Origin of the sequence: Streptomyces sp. NBC_00490, from assembly GCF_036013645.1 — a bacterium.
GTDB lineage: Bacteria > Actinomycetota > Actinomycetes > Streptomycetales > Streptomycetaceae > Streptomyces > Streptomyces canus_F.
Genome location: NZ_CP107869.1, coordinates 9,660,200 through 9,685,694, shown reverse-complemented (window position 1 = coordinate 9,685,694; position 25,495 = coordinate 9,660,200). Strand labels below are relative to the sequence as shown.

At 69.1% G+C, this 25,495-nt stretch carries 26 protein-coding genes and 1 pseudogene; 13 read left to right on the top strand and 14 right to left on the bottom strand.

All coding sequences use genetic code 11. The features are described 5' to 3' along the window. Positions 1–3: 3 nt before the first annotated feature. Positions 4–279, bottom strand: coding sequence for a hypothetical protein (locus OG381_RS44150; protein WP_327721627.1), 276 nt, complete (start codon positions 277–279; stop codon positions 4–6). 306 nt (positions 280–585) lie between these two features. On the opposite strand from OG381_RS44150, the gene OG381_RS44145 reads away from it, so the two are divergent. Beyond that, a complete protein-coding gene (locus OG381_RS44145; protein WP_327721626.1) occupies positions 586–1,404 on the top strand; it encodes an SAM-dependent methyltransferase in 819 nt (272 codons plus the stop codon). A gap of 15 nt (positions 1,405–1,419) precedes the next feature. On the opposite strand, the gene OG381_RS44140 is transcribed toward OG381_RS44145, so the two are convergent. Beyond that, the gene (locus tag OG381_RS44140; protein ID WP_327721625.1) at positions 1,420–2,340 is read right to left on the bottom strand and encodes a helix-turn-helix domain-containing protein; all 921 of its coding nucleotides are present in this window, start codon (positions 2,338–2,340) and stop codon (positions 1,420–1,422) included. 104 nt (positions 2,341–2,444) lie between these two features. Continuing rightward, positions 2,445–2,675, bottom strand: a complete 231-nt coding sequence (locus tag OG381_RS44135; RefSeq protein WP_327721624.1) for a DUF397 domain-containing protein — start codon at positions 2,673–2,675, stop codon at positions 2,445–2,447. 192 nt (positions 2,676–2,867) lie between these two features. Here OG381_RS44135 and OG381_RS44130 point away from each other — a divergent pair, with 192 nt between their 5' ends. Further along, on the top strand, positions 2,868–3,335 hold the full coding sequence (locus tag OG381_RS44130) for an ATP-binding protein (RefSeq protein WP_327721623.1): 468 nt from the start codon (positions 2,868–2,870) through the stop codon (positions 3,333–3,335). Then, on the top strand, positions 3,332–3,871 hold the full coding sequence (locus OG381_RS44125; RefSeq protein ID WP_327721622.1) for a hypothetical protein: 540 nt from the start codon (positions 3,332–3,334) through the stop codon (positions 3,869–3,871). Before OG381_RS44130 ends, OG381_RS44125 begins: the two co-directional genes overlap by 4 nt. A 113-nt stretch (positions 3,872–3,984) precedes the next feature. Here OG381_RS44125 and OG381_RS44120 read toward each other — a convergent pair whose 3' ends face one another. Next, a complete protein-coding gene (locus OG381_RS44120; RefSeq protein ID WP_327721621.1) occupies positions 3,985–4,185 on the bottom strand; it encodes a hypothetical protein in 201 nt (66 codons plus the stop codon). Positions 4,186–4,575: 390 nt separating this feature from the next. Here OG381_RS44120 and OG381_RS44115 point away from each other — a divergent pair, with 390 nt between their 5' ends. Continuing rightward, a complete protein-coding gene (locus OG381_RS44115; RefSeq protein ID WP_327721620.1) occupies positions 4,576–4,863 on the top strand; it encodes a hypothetical protein in 288 nt (95 codons plus the stop codon). Here OG381_RS44115 and OG381_RS44110 read toward each other — a convergent pair. Next, positions 4,835–5,902: pseudogene (locus tag OG381_RS44110) on the bottom strand (LLM class flavin-dependent oxidoreductase). The gene OG381_RS44115 and the pseudogene OG381_RS44110 overlap by 29 nt on opposite strands. A gap of 509 nt (positions 5,903–6,411) precedes the next feature. Between OG381_RS44110 and OG381_RS44105 the strand changes: the two are divergent. The 3 genes from OG381_RS44105 to OG381_RS44095 all read left to right on the top strand — a co-directional run bounded on the left by OG381_RS44105 (position 6,412) and on the right by OG381_RS44095 (position 10,285). Then, positions 6,412–7,323 (top strand): SH3 domain-containing protein, encoded by a 912-nt coding sequence (locus tag OG381_RS44105; protein ID WP_327721619.1) that lies wholly within the window; start codon positions 6,412–6,414, stop codon positions 7,321–7,323. Between the two features lie 384 nt (positions 7,324–7,707). Beyond that, entirely contained in the window at positions 7,708–8,928 is a 1,221-nt protein-coding gene (locus OG381_RS44100) for a metallophosphoesterase (RefSeq protein ID WP_327721618.1), read from the top strand. A 166-nt stretch (positions 8,929–9,094) separates the two neighbouring features. Then, entirely contained in the window at positions 9,095–10,285 is a 1,191-nt protein-coding gene (locus OG381_RS44095; RefSeq protein WP_327721617.1) for a cytochrome P450, read from the top strand. A 302-nt stretch (positions 10,286–10,587) separates the two neighbouring features. Here the strand turns inward: OG381_RS44095 and OG381_RS49730 are convergent, their stop codons facing one another. The 3 genes from OG381_RS49730 to OG381_RS44080 all read right to left on the bottom strand — a co-directional run bounded on the left by OG381_RS49730 (position 10,588) and on the right by OG381_RS44080 (position 12,467). After that, positions 10,588–10,758, bottom strand: a complete 171-nt coding sequence (locus OG381_RS49730; protein ID WP_443061989.1) for a hypothetical protein — start codon at positions 10,756–10,758, stop codon at positions 10,588–10,590. A 160-nt stretch (positions 10,759–10,918) separates the two neighbouring features. Beyond that, the gene (locus OG381_RS44085) at positions 10,919–11,275 is read right to left on the bottom strand and encodes a hypothetical protein (protein ID WP_327721616.1); all 357 of its coding nucleotides are present in this window, start codon (positions 11,273–11,275) and stop codon (positions 10,919–10,921) included. 199 nt (positions 11,276–11,474) lie between these two features. Next, the gene (locus OG381_RS44080; RefSeq protein ID WP_327721615.1) at positions 11,475–12,467 is read right to left on the bottom strand and encodes an ArsR/SmtB family transcription factor; all 993 of its coding nucleotides are present in this window, start codon (positions 12,465–12,467) and stop codon (positions 11,475–11,477) included. A gap of 160 nt (positions 12,468–12,627) precedes the next feature. On the opposite strand from OG381_RS44080, the gene OG381_RS44075 reads away from it, so the two are divergent. The 4 genes from OG381_RS44075 (at position 12,628) to OG381_RS44060 (ending at position 15,926) form a co-directional block, all read left to right on the top strand. Continuing rightward, positions 12,628–12,993, top strand: coding sequence for a hypothetical protein (locus OG381_RS44075; protein ID WP_327721614.1), 366 nt, complete (start codon positions 12,628–12,630; stop codon positions 12,991–12,993). A gap of 3 nt (positions 12,994–12,996) precedes the next feature. Continuing rightward, on the top strand, positions 12,997–13,557 hold the full coding sequence (locus OG381_RS44070) for a hypothetical protein (RefSeq protein WP_327721613.1): 561 nt from the start codon (positions 12,997–12,999) through the stop codon (positions 13,555–13,557). Positions 13,558–13,690: 133 nt separating this feature from the next. Further along, on the top strand, positions 13,691–14,635 hold the full coding sequence (locus tag OG381_RS44065) for an LLM class flavin-dependent oxidoreductase (protein ID WP_327721612.1): 945 nt from the start codon (positions 13,691–13,693) through the stop codon (positions 14,633–14,635). 121 nt (positions 14,636–14,756) lie between these two features. Next, on the top strand, positions 14,757–15,926 hold the full coding sequence (locus OG381_RS44060) for a UDP-N-acetylglucosamine--N-acetylmuramyl-(pentapeptide) pyrophosphoryl-undecaprenol N-acetylglucosamine transferase (RefSeq protein ID WP_327721611.1): 1,170 nt from the start codon (positions 14,757–14,759) through the stop codon (positions 15,924–15,926). A 110-nt stretch (positions 15,927–16,036) separates the two neighbouring features. Here OG381_RS44060 and OG381_RS44055 read toward each other — a convergent pair whose 3' ends face one another. From OG381_RS44055 to OG381_RS44035, 5 genes are all read right to left on the bottom strand, one after another. Further along, a complete protein-coding gene (locus OG381_RS44055) occupies positions 16,037–17,413 on the bottom strand; it encodes an oxidoreductase (protein WP_327721610.1) in 1,377 nt (458 codons plus the stop codon). 340 nt (positions 17,414–17,753) lie between these two features. Beyond that, the gene (locus tag OG381_RS44050; RefSeq protein ID WP_327721609.1) at positions 17,754–18,548 is read right to left on the bottom strand and encodes an oxidoreductase; all 795 of its coding nucleotides are present in this window, start codon (positions 18,546–18,548) and stop codon (positions 17,754–17,756) included. Between the two features lie 160 nt (positions 18,549–18,708). After that, positions 18,709–19,152, bottom strand: coding sequence for a hypothetical protein (locus OG381_RS44045; RefSeq protein ID WP_327721608.1), 444 nt, complete (start codon positions 19,150–19,152; stop codon positions 18,709–18,711). A 788-nt stretch (positions 19,153–19,940) separates the two neighbouring features. After that, positions 19,941–20,423 carry a DUF6114 domain-containing protein gene (locus OG381_RS44040; RefSeq protein WP_327721607.1) on the bottom strand — a complete coding sequence of 161 codons (483 nt, stop codon included), beginning with the start codon at positions 20,421–20,423 and terminating at the stop codon, positions 19,941–19,943. 69 nt (positions 20,424–20,492) lie between these two features. Then, a complete protein-coding gene (locus OG381_RS44035) occupies positions 20,493–21,107 on the bottom strand; it encodes a DUF6230 family protein (RefSeq protein WP_327721606.1) in 615 nt (204 codons plus the stop codon). 275 nt (positions 21,108–21,382) lie between these two features. Between OG381_RS44035 and OG381_RS44030 the strand changes: the two genes are divergently transcribed. Beyond that, positions 21,383–22,102 (top strand): MerR family transcriptional regulator, encoded by a 720-nt coding sequence (locus tag OG381_RS44030; RefSeq protein ID WP_327721605.1) that lies wholly within the window; start codon positions 21,383–21,385, stop codon positions 22,100–22,102. Positions 22,103–22,221: 119 nt separating this feature from the next. Here the strand turns inward: OG381_RS44030 and OG381_RS44025 are convergent, their stop codons facing one another. Beyond that, on the bottom strand, positions 22,222–24,396 hold the full coding sequence (locus tag OG381_RS44025; protein WP_327721604.1) for an MMPL family transporter: 2,175 nt from the start codon (positions 24,394–24,396) through the stop codon (positions 22,222–22,224). Between the two features lie 320 nt (positions 24,397–24,716). Here OG381_RS44025 and OG381_RS44020 point away from each other — a divergent pair, with 320 nt between their 5' ends. Beyond that, the gene (locus OG381_RS44020; RefSeq protein WP_327721603.1) at positions 24,717–25,394 is read left to right on the top strand and encodes a TetR/AcrR family transcriptional regulator; all 678 of its coding nucleotides are present in this window, start codon (positions 24,717–24,719) and stop codon (positions 25,392–25,394) included. Positions 25,395–25,495: the final 101 nt, after the last annotated feature.

Sequence of the window (25,495 nt, the reverse complement as noted above, 5' to 3'; positions counted from 1 at the left end):
GGACTACGTCAGGACGAGAGGCACGGTGATGGTGAGGTGCTCGTCGGTGGTCGGCCGAGCGGCGGCAAGAGCGTTCATACGAGTTGCGAGGTGGCCGATCACGCGGCTGGTCAGGTCCTCGTCCCACTGCGCCGTGCCTTCCGGCGGCAGGAACATCTCCTTCTCGGCAGGTGGGTTGCCACCGATATAGCGCGCGGTGTCCATGTTGACGACCCAACAGGCCAGTGCGATCTTCACCTGTCCGGGTGCCGCCCACTGCGCCCGAACGTGGGCGCACATGCTGAAGTCGTCCCCGCCGAACGAGACCGTCGTGGCGTGCGACCTGCCACGGGGGTACCGCCGTAGCAGCTGGAGTACCGCAGGTTCTACAACAGCTCGCGCCATAGGTTCCGTAAACACCGTCCACCCCCCTGTCCAGCCTGGCCTTCAGCATCCCAGACGCGGCCTGCGACGGACAGATCGGCTGCGGTACCGGCCGCGGCGGACGGGACTTTGTAGAGACTGTGGATGCGCCAAGTGCCTTGTCCCTAGGATGTATTGCCTGATGCACCGGTCAGCTCGGTGCGGGACACAACTGGGGAGACAATGGAGTCCGGGAAGCGGTTGTCCACCAAGATCGACGCCACGGTTCCGACGGCCGCGCGCATGTACGACTACTACCTGGGCGGCAAGGACAACTACGCGGTCGACCGTGCCGCCTGCGAGGAACTGGACAAGGTGGTGCCCAGCACCCGGGCACTGGCGCTGAACAACCGGAGCTTCCTGCAGCGGGTGGTGGGGACGCTGGCGCAGGAGTACGGCATCCGGCAGTTCCTGGACCACGGGTCCGGCCTGCCCACGCAGAACAACGTGCACCAGGTGGCCCAGCGCATCGATCCCACCTCACGCGTGGTGTACGCGGACAACGATCCGATGGTTCTGGTGCACGGCCGGGCCCTGCTGGACCAGAACGACCGCACGGCCGTGATCCAGGCCGACCTGCGCGACACCGACGGGATCTTCTCCCACCCCGACACCCAGCGGCTGATCGACTTCTCGCAGCCGGTGGGCGTGCTGTTCAACTCGGTGTTCCACTGCATTCCGGACAGCGACACGGAAGGTCCGCTCGCGGTGGTGAAGCGGGTGACCGAGCGGCTCGTGCCCGGCAGTTGCCTGGTGATGTGCCAACTGGTCAGCGAGGACCCCAAGGTGCGGGAGTTCGTCACCGACTTCATGGACAAGGCCACGCAGGGGCACTGGGGTCGGGTGCGCGAGGAGAAGGACGTCGCGCAGTGGTTCGAGGGGCTGGAGATCCTTGAGCCCGGCCTGGTGGAGGTGTCCACCTGGCGGCCCGACACCGAGGTGGCGCCGCGTCAGCTGACCCAGGAATGGGTCGAGTTCGGCGGGTGCGGTCGCATCCTGTGACGGAGCGGCACCGGCTCACTGGCCCCCGTAGCGCTGTTTGACGGTCTCGCGCAGACGGTCCAGGGAGTCTCGGGGGCTGAGCGCGTCGTCGGCCAGCTGGTCGAGCGCCACGCGGTACTGCTCGGTCTCGTCACGGTCCTCCAGGAACGTGGCGCTCCTGATGTGCTCCAGGTAGACGATGTCCGGGAGATCGAGGCCGCCGAAGCGCAGGTACGTGACCGGGATGGCCGGTGCGGACGCGTTGGTCGCGTCCAGGGGGACGACCTGCACGACGACATGCCTCTGCTCGGCCATGGTGATGAGGTGTTCCAGCTGTTCGCGCATGATCTCGCGGCTGCCCAGGACCCGCAGCAGCACCGACTCGTCGACGATCGCCCACAACTGCGGCGCGTCCGGCCGCCCCAGCAGTTCCGCCCGCTTCGTACGCAGCTCCACGCGGCGGTTCACCTCGCGGCTCGGGGCTCCGGGCAGACCGCGCTCCACGACGGCGCGCGTGTAGGCCGGCGTCTGCAGCAGTCCGGGAACGTACTGAATCTCGAACGTACGGATGAAATCGGCCGCTTCTTGCAGCCCGACGAGCCGGTCGAACCATTCCGGCATCAACCGTTTGTCGAAACGCTGCCACCACCCGGGCTCACCGGCCCGCCGCAGCAGTTGCAGCAGGACGGACGCCTCGTACTCCTCCGTCTTGTAGAAGTCCAGCAGCGCGCGGACATCGTCCTCGGTAGGTGGACGGCGGCCCTTGCCCGCCTCGATGCGGGACAGCTTCGCCGGGCTGAACCCCACGGCCCGCGCCGCCTGCTCCTGCGCCATGCCCGCATCCTCGCGCAGGCCCGCCAACTGCACGCCGACCAGCATCTTCAGCAAGGTCGGTGCGGGCTCGGTGCGCTGCAGGTACGGCTCGAGACGGGAGACGCGAGGCGACTCGGAGGGCATCCTGACTCCCGGTGGGCAGAAGGCAACAGCCTGCATTATCGCACCGGTTGGCCGCTGTGCGCATGTCCGGGCCCGCGCCGGGTACGGACGGCGCGCATCACCTGTCACACCAGGTCGTCGAACTCACCGTCCTTCACACCGGCCAGGAAGGCCGCGATCTCGGCGGACGTGTAGATGAGCGCGGGTCCGTGCGGATCACGGGAGTTGCGCATCGCCACGCCTCCCCCGGTCAGGGACGCCACCTCGACGCAGTTGCCTTCGGCGTTGCTGTGGCGGCTCTTGGTCCAGCGGACCTCCAGTGAACTCGCTTGCACCCCATTCGGAACTGATGACACTGCGGTCTCCTCGCGCATGACTGGCTCGATCCAAGCGTGCAATTTCTCGTGAAATTGCACGGACTGGCTGTCGACGTGGATAATAACCCCGTCGCCAACATCCGTGCTGGCGCCCCGATCTGACGTCCTGACGCCACCTCAGGAGATGCCGTGTCGCAACCCGCGCGCCCAGCACCCTGGTCTGGCCCGGCCGTGCTCCCGGCACAGCGGGCCGCGGCCCTCGCCCCTGTCTCGCGCCCCACCGGCAGAAGCGCCACCCTGCGCCTGCCCGGCAGCAGCGAGGGATGCGCACAGGCCCGCGAGTTCACCGAACGCGTCCTGGGCGACTGGGGGTTGGGTCAGTGCCGGGACGACGCGCTGACCGTCGTCTCCGAACTCGCCGCCAATGCCGTTCTGCATGGCCGGAGGTGCGACACCCTCGACGACGCCGAGTCGGAGGTGTGGCTGCGTCTCACGCGCCGCACGGCCCACCTGGTGTGTGCCGTGACCGACCAGGGCGACGGACTTCCGCACACGACGCAGGCGCCGAACGCGCTCAGCGAACACGGCCGTGGCCTGTTCATCGTGGAGGCCCTCGCGCAGCACTGGGGCTGGACCCGCCACACACCCCGGTACAAGACCGTCTGGGCCATGCTGCCCACAGGGGCGCGCCTGGCATGAAGCCGCGTACCGAGCCCCGAAACGGTCAGAGAACCGCGCCTCAACCGCAGCAGACCACCACACTCCGCGACGTCGGTCTCGTCTCCTGGGGCGACATCGAGGACTCGTCGGGATCCGCCGCCGCTATCCCCTACCTGCTCGCCGCCATCGCCTCGGGCGACAAGTCCGCCTCGCAGAACGCGCTGGACCGATTGCGGCACCGGATCTGCCGGCACGGCTTCGTCGTCGGACAGGCAACGGCCATCACGGTCCCCTTCCTGTGGGACCTGGCCCAGCGCCCGCAGACGTCGTGCCGCGTGCAGATCCTGGGCCTGCTGCGGAACATCGCCGGCGCCCGGCAATGGGAAACCACTGCCGCCGCCTTCCCCAAGCTCCGACGCCGCCACGGCGACCACGTCGAGTGGGAGTCGGCCGCCCGCCGGGCCGTGCACGCCCAGCGCGGCATCATCCCGCGTCTCCTGGCCGAGCAGGACAACGAACTCGTGGACGCGACCGAGGCCCTCGCCTCCACGCTGACCGAGTGCGGCCCACGGTGACTCAGACGAGGCGGGCAACAGCCCCGGCATAGAGGCCGCTGAGCTCCGCATCGGTACGCGTGAGGACTCGCGCGATCTCCGTGGCCCCGCGAAATCGAGTACCGCACTCCGTTTTACGGCGTGCGCTCGGCCGTCAAGAATGTCGCATAGTCGATGACTGCCGGCGTCTTCACATTGAGGGCGCCCGGATCGCCGGTCAGCTCTTCCTCGTAGGCGAGGAGCGAACCAGTGGACGGGGCGAACACCAGCGTCCGCTTGTTGGGGAGCCCACCGAAGACGCTGGTCAGAGGGAAGGCCTGTGGCCGGCGAACCACCCTCCACACCCGAGGGCATGCGGAACTGGCTGGGGTGTCGTGGCCGGTGCGCTGTCGGAGGATTTCTCGGGCGTCTGGCCGACGGCTCCGGCGGCCTCCCAGGTCTTGCGCTGCTCGAGGTCCTGGAACTGCGGGGGCAGCGTCTTGACGAGACCTCCACGATCTCCTGCCGGTCCCCACTGTCGGGCTCCGGCTCTCTGGCCCCACGTGATGGAACCCGGCTCGGAGCACCTGAAGACAGATGGGGCTATGGTCCCCCTCGTGGCGAGCAGCGACTTACAAACCGGACATCTTCCGCAGATTATTTGAGTGGTCAAGAATTGGTGTCGCGAGTGGGGAGAAGAAGCTCCGCATGACGTGGTCGCAGTTTCCACGACTCACTGCACGGCCATGCAGAAGATTTACGGGCCAAGGGTCAGCGGCGACGACATCACCATCTATCTCGTCGTAGCGCGAGGATACTTTTCCTACCTGGCCGGGGTTGGGGCTGAGGGAACTGTGCACAGCGGGATCCGGGCGGCACTCTTCATAGAGCAAGTGACGCTCGCTGTACGCGTATTTACCGTTCGTTTCGCCGGCGAGATCCCAGAGGTGAATCTCGCTGGCTTAGGGCTGGTCTCCCGGGTGAGGACAGCGGCGGCGATTGCCGTCATTCGGTTCGGGCCGCGTCGGACGTGAGGAGTTTCGCGAGCTGGGCCATCTCGGCGGGTGGGTCGATCACGGGCTGGATGAGGAGTTCGTCGATTCCGGCGTGTTCCAGGGCGGCGATACGGGCGAGGAGGTCGTCGCGGGTGCCGACCAGGGCCAGGGCGTTCATGAGCGAGGGCAGGACGAGGTCCCGGTCCTGTGGTGCGATGCGTCCGAGGTATGGCGTAGAGCTTGGTGTGCCGGTCCGGCGCGGGGGCGGTGGTGCCGCGCCGGTCGAGGAGGAGCCGCACGGCCTCGCGTTCGCCGGGGCCGAGTTGGTCGGCGAAGGCGGGTGTGTCGGCGGCCGTGTCCGCGGCGTAGGCCAGCAGCGACAGGACGAGGTGGCCCGTGGCATCCCGGGCCGCGTCGCCGTGGGGGTCCTCGTTCTCGTCGAGCAGGTGGAGCGAGGTGACCACGTAGTCGGGGCCGCGAGGTGCGCCCTGGGCGGCGTGGCGGCGGGTATCACGCAGTGCCTGCCAAGCGGCGGGGTCCAGCAGTCCGAAGGAGATGAGGCCGGTGCCGCGACGGCCGGCGAGGCCGGCGGCCTGCGGCCCGAGCGCGGCCACGACGAACTCGATCGGGTCGGCGGCGTTCACGTGCGCCCCGGCGTGCAAGAACCGGATGTCGCGCACCCGGTCACCTTCGCGGTACTCGGTCGAACGTCCGGCGCACAGGTCCTGCAGTGCGGCAGTGAAGTTCTCCAGCTGAGCCGCCGTGGTCGGCCGCATGCCCAGGGCGCGCCGGGCAGCGTTTCCGGTGCCGACTCCGCAGATGATCCGGCCCGGTGCCAGGGCGTTGAGGCTGCGAGCCCGCTCGCGGCGGCCGGGGCCGAACGCAGCGCCGGTGAGGTCACGCCGATGCCGAGCCTGATGCGGCTGGTTGCCTTCGCGCACAGGCTCAAGGCGACGAAGGCGTCGCCCTGGACCAGCGGGGTGTCGTTGACCCAGAAACTGTGCAAGCCCAACTCCTCGGCCCGCACGGCCAGATCCTCCACACCGGGCTGCGCGGCGATGACGACGCCTGCACGCATCAGAACCTCCACGGTGTGCTGCGGATCGATTCGAACCTGCTCAGCATGACAGGGTCCGGCGTAGGGCTGTTGGGGAATCGAGTCGTCCGCTGCCCGCGCGATGGCCTCGGTTCGGCCCCGCGTGAACCGCTCCGCGCGCCCTCCAGCCAGGGATCAAGATTCCCTTTCTTGTTGTCTCGATCTCGAATTCGAAAGATTTAAACGGTCGGTCGAGAATCAGTAACATTCATGGTGGGATCTAGATTCGCGACGCTACGATGCGTGAGCCGATATGCGTGCACGGGGGAATCGGGGGAATCATGCGTGCGGTGCGATCAAAGCTGCTCTGCCTGCCCATAGTTGGTGTGATGTTGCTGTGCCTGTTGGGAGCGGCGGGGTGTGAGGAGGATTCCGATGCGTCGGTCTCCTTCACTCCAACATTCTCGCCGGTGACATTCACACTGGATTCATCAGGGAAGATCACCTTTAGCGTAGGTCGATCCTTTGTCACTCCTATCGGGGTCTTCTCGGTGGACACGGGAGTTGAACACCAGTTCGCAGTCAGCCCCGAAGGCTATCTCACCGCGATCTTCCGGTACGTCAGTTCGAAACAGGGCCTTGTCGAAGCCGCTTATCTGGTGCGGACGGACCGCCGGGTCGAACCGGCGCTCGACGGCCAGGAACTCGCGGTGGCACGGGGCGGCGAGCTCCGGATCGACATGACGGATGCCGAGCCGGGCAGCAGGCTGACGATCTCCGACATACCGCAGGACGAGCCGGTACCGAGCGCGTCGGCGTCCTCCTGCGCGGACTCCGGTGACGTCGCTCTCGTCCTGCCGGAGGTGTCCGCCGGGGACTCCGTGACGGACACCGTGGCCAAGCTGTCATCCGCCTGCCTGCAGGTGCAGTACGCCTCCGAGGCGGCGGACGTGTCGGAGGGTACGGTCACCCGCGTTGTCGTCCCCACGACTGTCCCGGACGGTTCGGTGCAGCTGCCTCCGGCCGGGGACGGGTCTCCCGGGCCGGGCGACAAGGTCACCGCGAGCGGGCGGCAAGCGGCAACGATCTACGTCGCGGCCCCCGCCGATGGGGCTTCCCCGACGGAGACCAGCCCGTCCCCGTCCGAGGACCAGGAGCCCTCCCCGTCACCGACGGATCCCTCACCCACAGGCACCACCACCGTCCACGGCGAGGCCTCCGCCCCGGTCCGCTCCGAGCCGAACACCGCCGGCACCGTGCTCAGTACGATTGCAGTCGGCGGTGACTACCCGGCGCTCTGCTCGCGTCAGGGCGAAGAGGTCACCGCCCATGGCAGGACGAGCGCGGTCTGGGTCCAACTGGCCCTCCAGAGCGGCGAGACGGGCTGGGTCACGGCCACGGCCCTCAGCGGCGACCCGGAGACCGTCGTGCCCACGCTGTGCGGAACGGAACTCGGCGACTGAGGTCTCCGGTCTTCACCGCGTGCGGCAGGTCCGTGAGGGCGCGCGTGGGGTGCGGGGTGTGGTCCTGGCTATCTCGTAGGGCTGGCCGCTCTCACGTAGGTGGATGCGCTTCGGGGCGGATCCCGGGATGCGTTGCGCCTTCTTCCCCCGCGCGATGGGCTCGGTTTGGCCCCTCTGCGTGAACCGCGCGCGCAACTTTCCAACAGCCCCGCCGACTCGGTGAGTTCGCGGGGACCTCTCGCAATTGAGGCCACACCAGAATCGGGGCATGAGCGACGGATCACGCCAAAGCCAGGGCCTGGCCTCCGGTACGACGACCGCTCCGTCCGCCATCCGGCACCGCAAGAGGCATGATTCAAGGGACGGAGCATCAGGAGGAGCAGCGTGACCAACACCAGCGACACCCGCCCGGCAGACGATGAAGCGCAAGCGGCTCGACCGAGCCGACTGCACCGGCTGATGCGCTACATCCCCCTGGTCGCACCCGTCCTGCTGTGGGCTGTGCCCTGCTGGGTGCTGCTGTACTCCGGGCAGCACTGGCCACTGCCCGTCACTCTGGTCGGCACCGCCCTGTTCGTCATCGGCCTGATCGGTATGCCTCTCGCGATGATGCGCGGCCATGGCCGGCGCCAACAGGACTGGGCGGCGATCATAGGTGACACCCTGCTGGGCAGCAGCTGGGTCCTGTTCACCTGGTCCGTTCTGCTCGGCGTCCTGCTGCGGCCGGCCCTGACCGTGGCCGGTGTCGGGGACGGACAGGATCGGGCCCGCATCGTGACGTGGACCGTCCTCGCTGTGGCCGTCGTACTCCTTGCCTGGGGGTACGCCGAGGCCCGTCGCGTACCCCGCGTACGTGAACTGGACCTGCGGCTTCCGCGCCTGGGAGCCGGGCTGGACGGCACCCGTGTCGCTCTCATCACCGACACGCACTACGGCCCCCTCGACCGCGCCCGCTGGTCGGCACGGGTCTGCGAGGTCGTGAACACACTGGAGGCCGACCTCGTCTGCCACACCGGCGACATCGCGGACGGCACGGCCGAGCGCCGCCGCGCCCAGGCTGCTCCGCTCGCCACCGTGCAGGCCACCCGGGCCCGGGTCTACGTCACCGGCAACCACGAGTACTACAGCGAGGCACAGGGCTGGGTCGACCTGATGGACGAGCTGGGCTGGGAACCGCTACGCAACCGCCATCTGCTGCTCGAACGTGGCGGCGACACCCTCGTGGTCGCCGGCGTGGACGACGTCACCGCCGAATCCTCCGGCCTGGCCGGCCATCGCGCCCACCTCGCCGGAGCCCTGGACGGCGCCGATCCCGATCTCCCCGTTCTGCTCCTGGCTCACCAGCCGAAGTTCGTCGACCGGGCGGCAGACGCGGGCATCGACCTGCAACTCTCCGGCCACACCCACGGCGGCCAGATCTGGCCCTTCCACCACCTGGTCCGTATCGACCAGCCCGTCGTCGCCGGCCTCAGCCACCACGGCACGCGCACCCTCCTCTACACCAGCCGCGGCACCGGCTTCTGGGGCCCGCCGTTCCGCATCTTCGCCCCCAGCGAGATCACCCTGCTCGTACTCCGCTCCCCGCAGCAGCCCACCGCTCCTTAGCTCCGGGCTTCCGGCGGGAGCACGGCCCGGGCGTCGAGGACGAGCCACGGTCCCTGGCGGACGAGGCACTGGCGTCACGGGCAGGCCATCGTGAAGTCTGGCCGCACATGCCTGACAGCGGGCTCCTCCCACCAGGGTGTCGACACGACGACGGAGGCAGCAGTCGATGGACCGAGCCGACGACGCACGCAAGATTCGCAGGGATCGCACCGAGCCCGTCTGCCCGATCGACCGCGGGGACGACGGCACGTGGCAGGTACGCGGCTATCACGCGGCACGTGCCGTTCTGCGCAGCACCGACACCGTGCAGGCGGGCCTCGGGATCGAGACCGTGGAGAAGCTGCCCGCTCGGATCCGGCGGCCCGTGCTGTACCGCGACGGGCTTGAGCACCGCGAACACCGCCGGCAGACCGCCCGCTACTTCACACCCCGCCGCGTGGACGAGCACTACCGGGAACTGACCGAGCGCATCGCGCGCCGGCACCTCGACACCCTGCAGAGCGCGGGTGAGGCGTGGCTGGAGGACCTCACCTTCGGCGTCTCGATCGATGTGGCGTGCGAGGTGATCGGCCTGACCCGTGGCAGACGCGGGATCCAGCGTCGGCTGGAGCGTTTCTTCCCCGAGGAATTCGGCAGGCCCGGGCTGACCAGTTGGCACGGGATCTACTGGTTGTTCCGCCAGAACAGCAACTGGCTGCGGATCTACCTCGCCGACGTCCGCCCAGCCGTCCGCGCCCACCGCAAACGGCCCGCGGACAACCTGATCTCGCACCTGATCGCCGAGGGCTGTTCCTCTGCCGAGATCCTCGGCGAGTGCCTCACCTACGCCGCCGCCGGCATGGTCACCACGCGGGAGTTCATCAGCGTCGCCGCATGGCATCTGTTCACGGATGCCGCGCTGCGCGAGCGCTACATGACCGGGAGCGAGAGCGAACGCCTGGCGGTGATTCACGAACTCCTGCGCCTGGAGCCCGCGGTCGCCCGCCTCAAGCGGAGGACCACCGGCGCCCTGCGTCTGCCGAGCACCGACGGGCCGGTCACCGTGCCCGGTGACGCGCTCGTCGAGATCTTCGTGGACGAGGCGAACACCGACCCGGCGGCCGTGGGCGACACCCCCACAGCGGTCCGGCCAGGCAGGCCGACGACGACCGGCCGATACGCGGCCGCCCTGTCCTTCGGCGACGGACCGCACCGCTGCCCCGGCGCCGACATCGCGTTGATGGAGGCCAACGTCTTCCTCGGTCACCTTTTCGCCCTTGAGGGCATCCGCATGCTCACTCCGCCCCGCGTCACGTTCCAGGACGAGATAGGGGGCTATGTGATCCGCGGGCTCCGTGTGGCTGTCGACCGGCGGTGAGCCACCGGCTGATCTTCGCAGTGCCGAAGCCTCGAAGGGGATCAGCACGACGACCGCGCCTGACAGTCTGCCGGCCACACACACGAGCGAGACACCCGGAAGCGAACCGCGAGCCCCCTGAGCGGCTTCCGCCACCCGCATCGCCGCAACCCTCATCTGCTACCGCCGGCGGCCCACCAGACAGCTCTACTCGACGTTCCCGGTCAACGCCACTCGGGCGGAATGTTGCCGAGCTGCTTCACCAGGTCCCAGTCGGCCGGCCGGAACTTCGGGTCGTGCCACAAGAGGCCGCTGGCAACCCACTATCCGCGCAGCTCACGGACCTGTGACACGTTGTCGTCGCCGATACCGGACTCGTTGTAGCAGCAAGGACAGATGACGTACTGCGGCACTCCATATTCGTTGAACACCGCGTCGCCATCGTCGTATCCGCAGATCCGGCAGGCGGTCTCGGTCCTGTCTTCCCTACTCATCTCGGCCGCAGCCTAACCGCCAACGCCAGATGCGGGCCACGCCGTTGGCGGCTCCTCTCGGTGGCCTGCGATTCCGTGGACCGTGCGTCCCGCGCGGGTGAGTATCGCGTCATGGAACGCATCGTTGCCTTCGCGCGTGCCAGTGCGCGTCGGCAAGTGCTCACCATCCCCCGTTCGTCACGTACACCACGTACGGAATCAGGAGTGCCGGCAGGGTCCACAGGCGCGGTGTGAGGGGGCGGCCGCGATACAGGGGGCGGAGGACGTCGAAGAGGAGGAGCAGGAGGAGGACCAGAGTGCCGAACAGGATCATGGCGATCAGCGCGAAGCCGCCGTCCTCGATCTGGTCGTAGGTGCAGCCGTCCAGGTCCGGGCGGTCCAGGTCGTCGTACTCGCAGTGGCCGTAGGCGATGTACCAGCGCGTGCAGAGGATGGCGAGGGCCGCGGGGACACCTATCAGGAGGTGGACCAGCAGTGGCGCCAGACGGCCGCGCAGGGCGGAAAGTGCGGTACGCATCCGGTCACCTCACCAGGGCGGGGGCAACCGGAGTATGACGGAAGCCACTCCTCCGGCCACAGGGCCGTCACAGCCGGCGCCGGCCCGGCCGCGATGACGCCGCTGTCATCAGGCCGTGCGTGGTGGTTCCCGGCGGTGCGGGCGAGACTCACCGCAGCGATGGCGCCCCATGTCCTCGGCGGGACGCCATCCCACGCGGTCAGTGGACGCGATGCCATTCGTTCTGTTGCAGCAGGGACGCCCCCAAGGGCGTCAGGGCGTGCAGCATGGTGTTGGCGTGGCGGTGGCTGGTGATCAGGCCGGCGTCGCGCAGGACCGTCGTGTGGTGGCTCGCGGTCGTGGGGGTGACACCGGCGTGCCGGGCGGCCTCGGTGGTGGTGGCGCCGGTGGCCGCGGCGCGCAGGATGCCGGTGCGGGTGGTGCCGAGCAGGGCGTGCAGCGGTAGGTGGCCGTCGGCGCCCTGGGGGGCGGCGGGCGAGTGGTGGAGGGGGTAGAGCAGTACGGGTGGCAGGTCGGGGTCGGCCAGGGAGACCGGGGTGTTCCAGCAGAAGTACGAGGGGATGAGGAGCAGCCCGCGGCCGTTGAGGTGGATGTCGCACTCGGTCGGGTATTTGGCGAGTTCCAGGACGGGCGGGCGCCACCGGATCGAGGGCGCCAGGGTGTTCAGCACGCCTTCGATTCCCGTACCGCACAGCGTGCGGGTCTGGCGGGTGCGCTCGGCGTGCAGACGTTCATGGATGCGCTCCTCGACCGGAGAGATCACGACGTGGTGGTAGGCGCGTAACGCACGGACAAGCTGCTCTCGCATCGCGCCGTCGGTGAGTTTGCGGGTCCAGGCAGGAGCGCCGACGATCTCGCGGAGCTCGGTGACTTCCCGGGCGACCTGGCGGTCCGGTGCGGCCAGGATGGATTCGAGCCCGGCGTCGAGGCCCGCGGCGCCGTCTGCCGGGGTGAGGAAGTCCGGGAAGTAGCTCGCCCGCGGGAAGAGTGGCAGCAGCACGGTCCGTACCGCGCGGTCGAGTCCGGTGTTGCACAACGCGGAGCGCGCGGTGCGGTACCAGGGCGCATAGGCCCACCGCCCTTCGAGGGTCTGGAAGCGGTGCAGGCTCGCTGCGATCTCCCACAGCGGGTGCGGTGCGGTGGCGATCCTGAGTCTGGTCAGGTCCTCAGGTGTGAAATGAAAGCGGAGCAAGGTGTTCCCCCAGTGCTCAGGTCCCTCATCTGCGATGTTTCAGCAGGGTCGCATGAGCATGACAGCAGCGGTCACGGCCCGGGAACATGAGTTCGCGCCAACCGGGACGTGCGCCGCAGGGCTCACGTCCGGCTCTGGCTTCCATCTAGGAGGAGAAGTGATGGGACGAATTCTCGCGGGCAGACGGCTGTCGAAGGTGGCGGCGACGGGTGTCCTCGCCGTGCTGGTCTCGACTCTCGCGACGCCGTCAGCGCAGGCGCTCGGCAACAACCGGGCGGTGAGCCGCTCCTGCGGGACGAACTACGTCTCCAGCGGGTTCACCGGCAGCTACAACTGGGCCCAGACCCGCAGGCAGAGCGGCGACTGCAGCGGTCGGCTGAGCTCGGCCATCGAGTACGGCACCGGCTGGTGGACACCTCGCGCCTACGGGTCGAGCGAGAACGCCTACACCTCGCACACCTCCACCACCAGAGCCGCCAACGGGCTGCACTGGGGCTGCGACTCTTGCAACGTGACCAGGAGCTAGCAGGTGCGCTTCCGCTTCCTCGCCACCGCGCTGCTGACGGCAGCCGCGGTGGCGGGCTGCGCCTCCGGCACCGACAGCGGTGCGCAAGGGGCGAACGAGGACGTGCCCCTTCCGGGCCAGCAGTGGGCACTACGGGACGACCGGGTGACAGCGGGCGAGTACCGCACCGCGATCACACGCTTCCTCGGCTGCGTCGAGGACAGCGGCTACCGCACCGGTGCGCCGGTGACCAGCCCGATCGACGGACTGAGTCTGCTGTACGACATCACACCGTCGGGAGACCCCGCGACGTACAACGACCGGGTCCAACGCTGCAACCTCGGCCATCTGTCGATGATCGAGCCCACATACGTCGAACAGCACCGCAAGGTCATGGACCAGTCGCTGAGACGAGCCGTCGGCGAGTGCCTCGAGGGCCGTGGGGTGCGCGTCGCCGGCACCGAGCAGAACGCCACGGACTTCGCCGTCACCGCCCGCGACGAGCCGGTCGTCGTGGAGTGCGTGACGGAGACAAGGCAACAGCTCTACCCCGACCTGCCCGACTTCGCCGTCGTACGCATCTGAGCCCTGCGGGGACTGCCCGGACAATCGGTGAAGGTCCGCGACGTCCACGGAGAAATCGAGCTGCGAGTCGATCACCGATGCGGAAGACTCGAATGCTCGTCGCTCAAGTCGCCCGGGGCCTCATGCCTTGCGCATGGGCTTCGCGCCAGACGGCGGCAGACTGCGCGGACAGGACGAGGAGGCGCGCATGCGCGTGGGGATGACGGTGCTGCCGGAGTACTCCGGGGAATCCGCCCGGAAGATCTGGGCAAGCGTCGAAGAGTACGGTTTCGATCACGGCTGGACGTTCGACCATCTCGGCTGGGACGGACTGCTCGACGGCCCGTGGTACGGCACGGTGCCGACGCTGACCCTCGCCGCACTGGTCACGTCGCGGTTGGAAATCGGCACGCTGGTGGCAAGCCCGAACTTCCGCCATCCGGTGGCCTTTTCGCGCGGTCTGATCGGTCTCGACGAGATCAGCGAGGGGCGTCTCACTCTCGGCGTCGGTGCCGGCGCGGAGAGCGGGTACGACGTCGATGTTTTCGGGACGGGGGCGCCGAAGAGCCGGGTTCGCAGATTCGGCGAGTTCGTCGAGCTGCTCGACCGGCTTCTGTGCGAGGACCATGTCTCCTTCCAGGGTGACTACTACTCCGCCGTCGACGCTCGTACGGTGCCCGGGTGCCGGCAGCGGCCGCGGCTGCCGTTCATCGTGGCGGCCAACGGTCCCGGGGCGGCGTCCGTCGCGGCGCGGTACGGGCAGGGGTGGGTGACGATCGGCGGGACGGCGGAGGGTCTCGACGCGTGGTGGCGTCTGGTCGCGGAGGCGAGCGACCGGATGACGGCTGCCCTTGCGGCGCACGGACGCGAGGCCGACCCGGAGTTCCGGCGGATGCTGCAGACCGATGCCGCACCGGTGCTCGGTGTCCAGTCGGCCGACTGCTTCGACGACTTCCTGGGCCGGGCCGACGAGCTGGGGTTCACCGATGTCGTCGCCCCGTGGCCACGTGCGCAGGGTCCCTTCTCCGCACCGCGGTCGGTGGACGACCAGATCGCCGCGGATGTTCTTCCCCGGTGGCGGACTTCGGGAGACGACTGACCGTCACCAACGACCCGCGACGCCGCCGGTGCGGCCTTGCTGTGGCAGGCTCTGGGGCAAGCCCGCGGATCCGTCCGGGGGTTCCGTCCCGGCCCGCATCGCAGCAACTGGAGCCATCAGCATGAACAGCGATCACCGTCCCTTCCGTCTGCTCGTCACGGGTGGTGGGACCGGCGGTCACACGTATCCGGCCCTTACCGCGGTGCGGACGCTTCAGGCCCGACTTGCGGCGCAGGGCGGCCGGTTGGATGTCCTGTGGGTGGGAGAGGCGGACAGCCTGGAGTCACGGGTTGCGGCGGCCGAGGGCATCGGCTTCGAGTCGGTGGCGGTGGGCAAGATCCGCCGGTCGAAGAACCCGATCAAGATGGTGTCCCCGGCGAACATCGCGGACATGAGCCGCGTTCCGCTCGGTGTGCTCCAGGCCCGCAAAGCGATCAACCGCTTCGGTCCGGATGTGGTGCTGGCGACGGGCGGCTACGTGGCGGTCCCGGTCGGGGTGGCCGCGACCCGTTTGTGCCGCGTCCCGCTGGTCGTGCACGAGCAGACCGTGCGACTGGGGCTGGCCAACCGGACCCTGGCCGCGGCGGCGACGCGGGTCGCGGTGTCCTCACCCTCCACACTGCCGCTCCTGCCCGAGAGCGTGCGCGCCGCCGCGGTGGTGACAGGCAACCCGGTACGACCGGAGGTGTTCACCGGACAGGCCCAGAAGGCGGTCGACGCCCTGGGGTTGCAGGGGTTCGACCCGCGTCTGCCCACCGTCTATGTGACCGGCGGCGCGCAGGGGTCCCAGCAGGTCAACTCTCTGGTGCGGGACGTGCTGCCGTGGCTGGTGGAGCACGCCAACGTGATCCACCAGTGCGGGCGGGACAACGTCGAGGAGCTGCGCCGGCAGACCGGGCATCTGCCCGCGTGGGGTGCGGCGCGCTATCACCTGACCGGGTACGTGGGGGCGGAGCTGCCCGACGTCCTGGCGCTGGCGGACGTGGTGATCTCCCGCAGCGGCGCGGGGACGATCGCCGAGCTGACCGCCCTGGGTAAACCGGCCGTGTTCGTCCCGCTCGCCACTTCGGCCGGCAACGAACAGGCCCACAACGCACGCCACTTGGCCGACAACGGAGCCGCCGTCGCACTGATCGACGACGTGTCCGCCCAGCGGCTACGGGACGCCGTGGCACCGCTATTGACGGACCCGGCACAACGCGCGGCCATGGCGGAGCGGGCCCGTGCGCACGGTCGCCCCGATGCCGCCGAGCGCCTGGTCGATGTGCTGCTTGCCGCAGCCGGGAGGTAGACCCCGAGCCGCAGGTGGTCACGGAGGTGCCGCCATGTGTGCCGTCCTCAATGAGGGTGGCGCACACGGCGGTTGAGTTGCCACAAGAGCGAACCGGCGCCGAAGCCGGGTCAGTTGCGGCTCAGCGTCCGCGTCACGCCCGCCACGACCGTCGTTGTCAGGATCCAGCCGACCGCGATCAGCCCGTACGCGAGCCCTTGCACGGCCCCCTCATCCCAGTGCCATCCGTCGCGCTGGCCGAGCCCGCCGAACGGCATCATCAGATCGAGGGCGTACGCGACGGGGTTGAACGGTGCGCCCTCGCCCTTCTTGTTCGGTACGGGCGTGTGCGCGGCGAAGACGACCGAGCCGAGCAGTGTGAGCACCGCCAGCCAGATCCCGGCGATCCATGGCCGGTACCCGTAGCCCACGGTCGCGTCGAGCAGCCAGCCCCAGACCCGGCCGGCCGAGCCGAGCGTCGCCCGGCGCTGTCGCTCCCGTACCAGGAGGACGCGGCGGGCCTCGTCCTCGTGCCCGGAGCGCCGGTAGTGCGAGGCGAGTTGCTCGTAGGGCTGCGGCGCGTAGACCGGCTGGTGGCGCAGCCACGCGAGCCGGTTCGCAACGTCCTCGCGGCGTGTGCCCGCGGTCTCGCCGAGCCAGTCGTAGGTGAATCCGTCGAGGCCGAGCGTTGTGGGCCAGGTGCGGGGGTCGTCCTGGAGTCGGCCCGCGTGTGCGTTGCGCAGGTTCACGCCGCCCGTGGGCGGTTGGGCGAACAGCAGGTCGAGCGCCTCGGTCCGCATGCCCACGCACATCAACGAAGAGCCCGACCCCGTGAGTTCGGCATCCCGCAGAGAGACCAGGTCATCCACTTGTGCGCCGCGCAGGCGTATCCGGCCGTCGGCCCGCAGGCCCTGGAGCCGCACGTTCGATGTCTTCACGGCGTCTCCGTGAAAGGCCAACGCGTCCGGCGCCCCGACACTGATCCGCGCCCCGCGCATCCACAGCCCGCCCGGCAACTCGGCTCCGGGGACGCCGACTTCGCCCTCCGCGTGGAAGCCGTCCTCGCAGAAGACGCCGCCACGGGCGATGAGCCCACCCCCTTCCAGGGCGACCCGCCCCGGCGCGACCAGATGGGCACCGTCGAGCCGGACCCCGCCCGCGATGTCGGCGTGCACCAGGTCCACGGCGCTCTCGGTCCCGTCGCGCTCGCCGATGACCGATCGGCGCAGGTCAAGCCGCCCACCAAACCGGGTGGTCGACGCCCTCAGTCCGGGCAGTGTGCAGCCGACCAGGGACACGGCGAGCGTCGTCGCGCCCTCCAGGCTGACGGCCTCGTCGAACAGGCAGGCTTCGAACCGCACCGCTCGCCGGATCTCGGCTCCGTCGAGCCGTAGCATCCCCGTGACCCGGGCCTCGCGCAGGACATACGGCTCCGACCCCGAGCCCTCGTCGAGGATCTCTCGCCTGACAGTCTCGGCGTCGACGCCTCGCTCAGGGGTGGGCGACATGGCGCGCTGTGGAGCTGAGGGCGGGCTTGGGGTCGCGTGGGCGCATGGCGGTGACCTGGCCGCGCAGTCGTGCTGCGGTGTTCATGACGCTCCTTGCACTCCCTCCAGCGGGCGCGCGTCCTGGTCGTGGACAGCGCCGGTGACCGCTGAGCATTCCACACGCGGGGTGCGAGCCAGTCGCGGGGCCGGTCCGCCAGGTCGGGGCGGTCGGCTACGGCCGGATGACCGCCCCGCGAGCAGGCGACCGGGACGTGGTCAGGGTTGATCGCTGATGGCTCGGTAGGCCGCGATGTACAGGGTGTGGCACAGGTCGATCAGTTCTTCGACGGTGGCGTGGGAGTCAGCCGGTCAGCTTGTTCATCGTGCGGATCTGCTTGTCCAGGACCCGGGCAGGAACGAAGCGGAGCAGGCGCGCGCGTCCTGCCATGGGGCCGGCGGCGTAGCGCAGTTTCGGCTTCGCGTCGGTCGCTGCCGCGACGATCGCCTTGGCGACCACGGCGGGGTCGTCACCACCCTTGATCGCCTCCGTCATCAGACGGTCGAAGACGTCCCGCTGGTCCGCGTAGACCTGCAGAGGCGTGTCGGGCTTCGCGCTGTTGGCCTCGAACCCGGTCCTGGTGTAGGCGGGTTCGACGAGGAGCGACCGGACGCCGTACTGCCGTACCTCGTGGTCCAGCGACTGGGAATAGCCCTCGATCGCGTGCTTGGAGGCGCCGTAGACCGCCATGTAGGGAGCAGGGATGAACCCCTGTACGGACGAGAGGTTGATGATGCGCCCACGTCCCCGGGCGCGCATGTGCGGCAGGACCTCCTTCACCATGCGCATGACTCCGAAGACGTTGGTGTCGAAGACGCCCTGGGCCTGCGCGAGGGAGGTTTCCTCGGCCGCGCCGATCGAGCCGATGCCGGCGTTGTTGACCAGGACGTCGATCCGCCCGAACCGGTCGATCACCTGCTGGACCAGGGCGGTCACCGACTTGTCACTGACCACGTCGAGGTCGAAGAACGTCACGCCCGGGAGCGGGGTGACGCGTGAGGTGTCCCGGCCTGTGCCGGCCACCTCGAAACCCGCCGCGACCAGCGCGAGCGCGGTTTCCTTGCCGATGCCGGAGGAGGCGCCCGTCACCAGTGCCATCGGCCGATTTGTCGCCATCGTGCACTCCCGGACTCGAGAGGAAACCGATCGGTCTCACATCGCCTCACTGTAAACCGGCCGGTTTCCACACGCAAGCGGAAGTGGAAAGCCGGGGTGCTTTCGGCGCCTCTGCCGAGCCGTAGCCGCTTGCGGCCCGCTTTCAGCGAGGCGTGCCGTACCCGTGAATCCCCGGGATGGCGAGTTGTCCGCCCGTCTGTCCTGCCTGGTCGATGTCGGCGTCGTCCAGGCTGAGTTGAAGCTTGAGACCGAGTTCGCCGATCGTGTCGTAGAGCCACTCCGGAACGGTGTCCGGGGTGAGATGCACGCGGAGGACGGGCGGTGCGGGAAGGTTTTCGACGCCGGAGACGGTGCCTGTCAGGCTTTCGACGTACATGGTGATCTCGTCGCCCTCGAGGGTGGACGTGGAACCGGGCGCTCCGTCGATGTGCTGGATCTGCGGGCCGACGGGCACCGCCATCTTCAGGTTGCGGATCGTGACAGCCGCCGCGGAGAACTTGAGTACCCGCTTCGGTCCGGCGGCCGTGTTCACGGTCACCACTCCCTGGAAGACGAGGTCATGCAGGTCGAGGCGGCTCCCCCGCATGTTCCATGCCTCGGCGGAGAAGCGGCCGGCCTGATGCTCCTCGGGGGCTTTCAGGTCACTGATGTCGCAGGTGCGAGCGGTTTCCCGGGCGGGCTCCGGTCGGGGCGACGGGTGGGCGGTCGGGGGGTCGGGGGCGGGTGATGGGGGCGCAGTGGGGAGCCGGGGCTCGGACGGTGCTGTGGCCTCTGGCGTCGATGCGACCGGGCTTGGTGAGGGGCTCGCGAGGAGTGAGGGACTTGCGTGGGGTGAGGGGCTCGCGTCAGGTGACGGGCTTTGCTGCTCGGCGTCGTCGCGGAGGAGCGAACCGAGGATGTCCGTAAGGCTTGTTGCGGCGGAGGTGGCGCTGGGTGAGGGGGTGGGAGTGGCAGGTGGTGCCGGGGGCGGACCCGCTCCCTCGGCGTCCGGGTGCTGCGACGGCTTGGCGTGCGCTCCGCCCGGGTGAGGGCTGGACGTGCGGGGATCAGCGGACGAGGTGGGGCTTGCGGGAGCGCTCGTCGCCGAAGGTGATGTGCCGTCGGGACGGGCACAGTCGACACCGCGGCTTCCCGGTCCGCCCGGCCCCTCTTCGGAAACGGAGAGCGCCGCGGTGGCGCTCGTGTCGACGGACTCGGGCAGACGTTGACTGCCCAGGATGAGGGCGGTCGGCAACGCGGTCAGCGCGAGGGCCCTCCCGACCGGCAGACGCAGGCGCGTCAGTGCGGACGTACGCGGGCCGGCGTGTCGGCCTCTCGGCAGTCGAACGAGGCGGGCTTCCGCGACCTCGCCGCGAGTGTCGGGTGACTGGTCGCTCACTCCTCCTCTCCTCCCGCCCGGCCGACGGCGGCTGACGGTCCCTCAGCGCCGTCGGGTACGGACTCCGGGCCCTGGTCCACCGGGCCCCACGCCAGAGCCAGGAGTCCTCCCGTCGCCGCGAGCAACGTGCCGACGAGGAACCCGCCGAAATTGGAGATGGGAAGCGACAGCACGCCGAGGAACACCGCGACGCAGCCGGCGAAGAACCTGATGATCGGCTGGAACCAGAGGAGGCCGCCCAGGACGATCAGTGTCAGGCCGATGACCAGGGACCCGGCCCCCGCGGTGGTGGACATCGCCACGGACAAGGCGCCCAGGGACAGGTTGAAATAGGGGAAGTAGATGATGGGCGCAGCGGCAAGGAGCACCAACAGCCCCGCCCAGAAGGGGCGGGTGCGCCGCCAGGCCCGGAAGTCCTGGCGGGCGCGGGTGAAGCCGCTGACACGGTAGGGGTGAGCGGGTGCGCCGGCACTCGCCATGTGGCAGCTCCCAAGTCTTGAGCGGGTCATGGGTCCGTGGGGGGATGAGGACGACGGGGCCGGCCGAGGTCAGAAGCAGTCGTGCCGGCCGGGCGCGATGTTCATGTGCAGGCCCGACAGTTCGAACGTTCCGGCGGTCGTGGCCCAGACCTTCTGGTGGGCGTCGATGATCTCGACCTTGTCCGCCTGCTGGGCGTAGCCGTTGGGGTCGACCTTGTCCTTCGGGTTGACCTGACCCTTGGTCATGGAGCCGGTGGCGACGCCGATGTCGACGTTGGTGAAGGTGCCCTTCTTGGCCTGGAGGTCGGTCATGTCGATGTACAGGTCCTTGGCCTTGACCGGCGTACCCGACCCACCCGCCTTGAGCGTCATCGTGTAGGTGCCCAGTACGGGAATGTCCACCGGCACGGACTGGCACATGTCGGTGACCGTCGCGTCCTTGATGGACGAGACGGAGACGGGCACGTGCTTGCCGTTCTTGGCGACGTCGACTGTGGCGTAGTTGCCGAATCCGGTGCCGCTCAACTTGCCGGCCGAGACCTGGAAGTCGGAACCGGAGATGCTGAACGAAGCGGCCAGCGCGCCCTGGGCCATGGAGACGGCGACCGCGGCCGTGGCGGCCACCGTCGGCACCGCTCCGATGACGAAGCGCTTCCAGTGGGTCTTGCCGATTCGCTGGGACATGGTGGGGTTCTCCGTTGTCGAGACGTACGGGACGACCGGGCCCAGAACTGGCTGGGCGGGCCCGGGGCAGGGGGGAGGAACTGCGGCCGGGTGCGACCGCGTGGGTGCGGGCGGCTTCCGCGGGAGCATGTTGGTCCATGCGCACGGAGCAGCGGGCACACCGGAGAGGCACTCGATAGTGTCGCTACCGAGTGCCTGATAGTGGCACTATCGAGCCAGGTGGGGCAACCCCCGGTAACGCGATACTGGTGGGACAGTTGAGCGTGAGGGAGCGCATGAGGATTTCAGAGCTCAGCCGACGGTCCGGGGTACCGGCGGCGACCATCAAGTACTACCGCCGGGAAGGGCTGCTCCCCGAGGGCCGCGCGCTGAACCCCACGACGGTCGAATACGACGAGGAGCACCTCCAGCGGCTCCGCCTGATCCGTTCCCTCATCCAGCTCGGCGGGCTCTCCGTCGCCCGGACCCGTGAAGTGCTCGAAGCCGTCGACCGCCCGCTGGACGCGTTCGAGACTCTGGGCGTCGTCCATCACGCGCTGCCCGTTCCGTCCGCGGAGACTGAGGACCCGAGCGGGAAGCATGGCGCGGACGACGAGGACGGCGCCGGTCCGGACAGCGCCGCCGGCGACGTGGCACCGGGCGGAGCCGCCGCGAGGGTCGAGGCTCTCATCGAGAACATGGGCTGGCAGATCTCCGACGCGTCGCCGCACCGCCCGGCACTCGCCGAGAGCCTCGCGGCACTCAGCCGCCTCGGCACCGACTACACGGCCGACGACCTCGTCCCCTACGCACGGCTCGCCACCTCCACCGCGGACCTGGACTTCGCGCAGTTCGACGGGATCGAGGACCGCATCGCCCTCGCCGAGCGAGCGGTGGTCCTCACCGTGCTGTTCGAGCCGGTCGTCAGGCTGCTGCGACGGCTGGCCCAGGAGGACGCGAACCACCGTCGCCACCAGCGCCGGGCGTGCGGGCGGGGTGAGCAGCCGACGGAGTGAACCCCCGGTGGGGTGACCAGAACACGGCAGGAGGCCGCCGCGTACTTGCGCTCGCGCCATGAAGACGCAATAGGGGCCGAAGTGCCTCCGAGGGAAGGCACTTCGGCCCCTCGCCGGGTTCAGACCCCGACGGGGACCGGCTTGTCGGCCTCTGCCGGGAGGTCGCCCTCCTTGATGCCGAACCGGTCGTAGAAGCGGGCGAGCGGGCCCGGAGCCCACCAGGCCGCCCTGCCCAGCAGCCTCATGACGGCTGTTCCCAGCAGGACCCGCACCACCAGCACATCCGCCAGGACCGCGAACACCATGCCGACGCCGAAGAGCTTGATGGTCAGCACATCGCTCATCCCGATCGCCGCGAGCGGCACGCACATCAGCACCGCGGCGCTCACGACCAGACGGCCGATGGACTGCAGCCCGGTCGCCACGGCCTCCGTGCTGTCGCCCTGCTTGTCGTACTGCTCCCGCATCCGGGACACCAGGAACACCTCGTAGTCCATGGAGAGTCCGAAGATCAGGGCGAACAGCATGATCGGCATGTTGGGCTCGATGTTGCCCGTCGGGTCGAAGCCGAGCAGGTGATGCAGATGGCCGTCCTGGAAGATCCAGACCAGGACACCGAAGGTCGCGGTCAGCGACAACATGTTCATCGCGATCGCCTTCAGCGGCAGCAGCACCGAGCCGAACGCGAGGAACAGCAGGAGGTACGTCATCACCGCGATGTAGAGCAGCATCCACGGAAGAGTCTCGCCGAGTGCGTCCAGGGTGTCGTCGTACACCGCCGACTCGCCACCGAAGTACGCCCGGGCGCCCGGCGGTTCGGGGACGTCCTTGAGCCGGTTCACCAGGTCGCGCGCGTGGGTCGAGACGGGATTGCCGTCGTAGGTGACCGACACCCGGGCCGTGGTTCCCTCCATGCCGGTGATCCGGGCGCCCGTGGCGCCGTCGGTGGCATCGAGCCGCTCGGCGTACGCCTTCAGTGCCGCACCCTGTTCCTTCGAGGTCCCGTCGGACTTCAGGACGAGCAGCGAGTCGATGGACTTCACCGCGTCGCCGTCGAAGTCGTGCTCCATGGCGTCGAAGACCTGGCGGCCCTCGGAAGTGCTCGGCAGCTGCTGCGCGTTGATGGAACCGAACTCGATCCTGGAGAACGGCAGGGCGAGTGTCAGCAACAGGCCCACCGCGCCCGCCACCACGAACCACCGCCGCCGCATCAGGCCGTGCCCGAACCGGTACCAGGCGCCCTCACCCGCTGTCGTCGGACGCGCGGCCTTCTTGCGGCGCAGCGGGAAGGCGTTGACCTTCGGTCCCATGACGGAGAGCAGGGCGGGCAGCGCGACCAGAGAGAAGAGCACCGCCAGGAGGACCGCTGCCACACCGCCGTACGACATCGACTTCAGGAAGGTCGACGGGAAGAGGGTCAGGCCGGCCAGCGCCGCCGCGACCGTGGTGCCGGAGACCATCACGGTGCGCCCGGCCGTGGCGAGGGTGCGGCCGATCGCCTCTTCGCCGGTGTGGCCGGCCGCCAGTTCCTCGCGGTAGCGGCTCACGATCAGCAGGCCGTAGTCGATGGCGACCGCGAGACCCAGGATCGTGACCAGGCTCATGGAGAACACGGACACGTCGGTGATGTTGGCGATGGTCCGCAGGACGGCCATCGAACCGAGGATGGAGAGCACGCCGACGATCAGCGGAAGGAAGGCCGCGGCCAGACCGCCGAAGACGACCAGCAGGAGCAGGAAGAGCACAGGGGCCGAGATGATTTCCGCGGTTCTCAGGTCATGTTCGATCTTCTCGCCGGCCTGGTGGCCGGTGGGCACCGTTCCGCCCTGGAGGGTCTGCAGACCAGGTGCCGGGATCTTGTCCTTGACCGCCTCGTACGCGTCCTCCTTGGCCTTTTCGGTGCTGCCGTGGAGGTTCAGGGCGACGTAGGTGGCGTGCCGGTCGTGACTGACCTGCGCCGGCATCTTGGTGGTCCAGAAGTCCAGGTAGCCGGTCACCTCCGACGTCGGCAGCGACTCCAACTGCCGCACGACCGCCTGCCGGAAGGACGGGTCGTCGACGGTGCGGTCCTTGTCTTGGTAGACGATCACCGCGTCGGGTGTCCGCTGCGGGAACGCCTTCTCGGCGATGTGCGCCGCCCGCACGCTGTCCGAGCCGGGGTCCTGGAAGCCGAGCGGCGTCAGGGAGCCGAAGACTCCGGCGCCGTAGGCCCCGGACAGGACGGCGAACAGCACGGTCAGCATCAGCAGGGGCTTTCGCCTGCGGTGGAGCAGACGCCCGAATCGTTCAAACATGGAGACTCCTGGATAAGTGGGAAGTTGCTGTCAGCCGAGGCTGGGGACGGCCCGCGACCAGCAGGTCGGGCCGCTGCCTCCGTATGGCTGAGCACAGGGGCGGTCCGGTTGAGGGCGATGTCCGCGAGACCCGGCCGCTCTCCAGCCAGGCACAAGTTCAGGCCGCGTGGGACTTCGTGCGCAGCCCTCACGTCAGGTGCGCTTTCGATGTCCGCCCAAGGAACCATAACAGTGTTTTGATTGCTCACCTCAAGCCTGGCAGGCGCATCGACGCCACACAGCGGAGAGCATTCATAACGGTGTTGTAATACGCTGGCGTCATGGCCAAGCCCAAGACACATGACGAAGCGCTCCGGCTCAAGCTCCTGCACCGCGCGGCCGCCACGGTCTTCGAGCGGGGCACGGCCGCGCTGAGCCTGCGACAGCTCGCCGCCGACGCGAAGACCTCGACCACGGCGGTCTACTCACTCTTCGGCAGCAAGGCCGGACTGCTCAGCAGCCTGTACCAGGAAGCCGTGCGGCTCTTCGTCGAGCGCCTGGCCACCGTCCGCCCATCGGACGACCCGGCCGGTGACGTGATCCGGATCGGTCTGGCCTATCGCGAGTACGCCGTCGCCAACCCGCACCTCTACGCGATCCTCTTCTCCGACCGCAGCGTCCAGTGCCCGTCCGACGCGGACAGACCGCGCGAGGTCGTCGAGACGTACCGCCCCCTCGTCGACGCCGTACGCCGCGGACAGCTCACCGGGCAGTTCGGGCCCGCGTCCGACCCCGAGGCCATCGCACTGTCGGTCTGGGGAACGGCCCACGGCCTGGTGTCCCTGGTGCTGTCCGGGAACGAGCCGCCGGAGCTCGCGGTCGCCGACTGCTACGAGCTGGCGCTGCGGGCGTTGGTGACGGGGTGGCGGGACAGCGAGGAGCCGGTTGCCGGGGTCGCGGATTCGGGCTCTCGCGCCCCAGGCGTCGGTGCGAGTGGCATTCGCCCCGCGAGCACATAGACGGACACACCGCGCGCATCCCCGGCTCCCCAGAACGCGCCCGGCGTCACGCCCTCGGCACGCAGGGACCGGCGCCCGGCTGAAGCAGCCCCCAAGGGAGC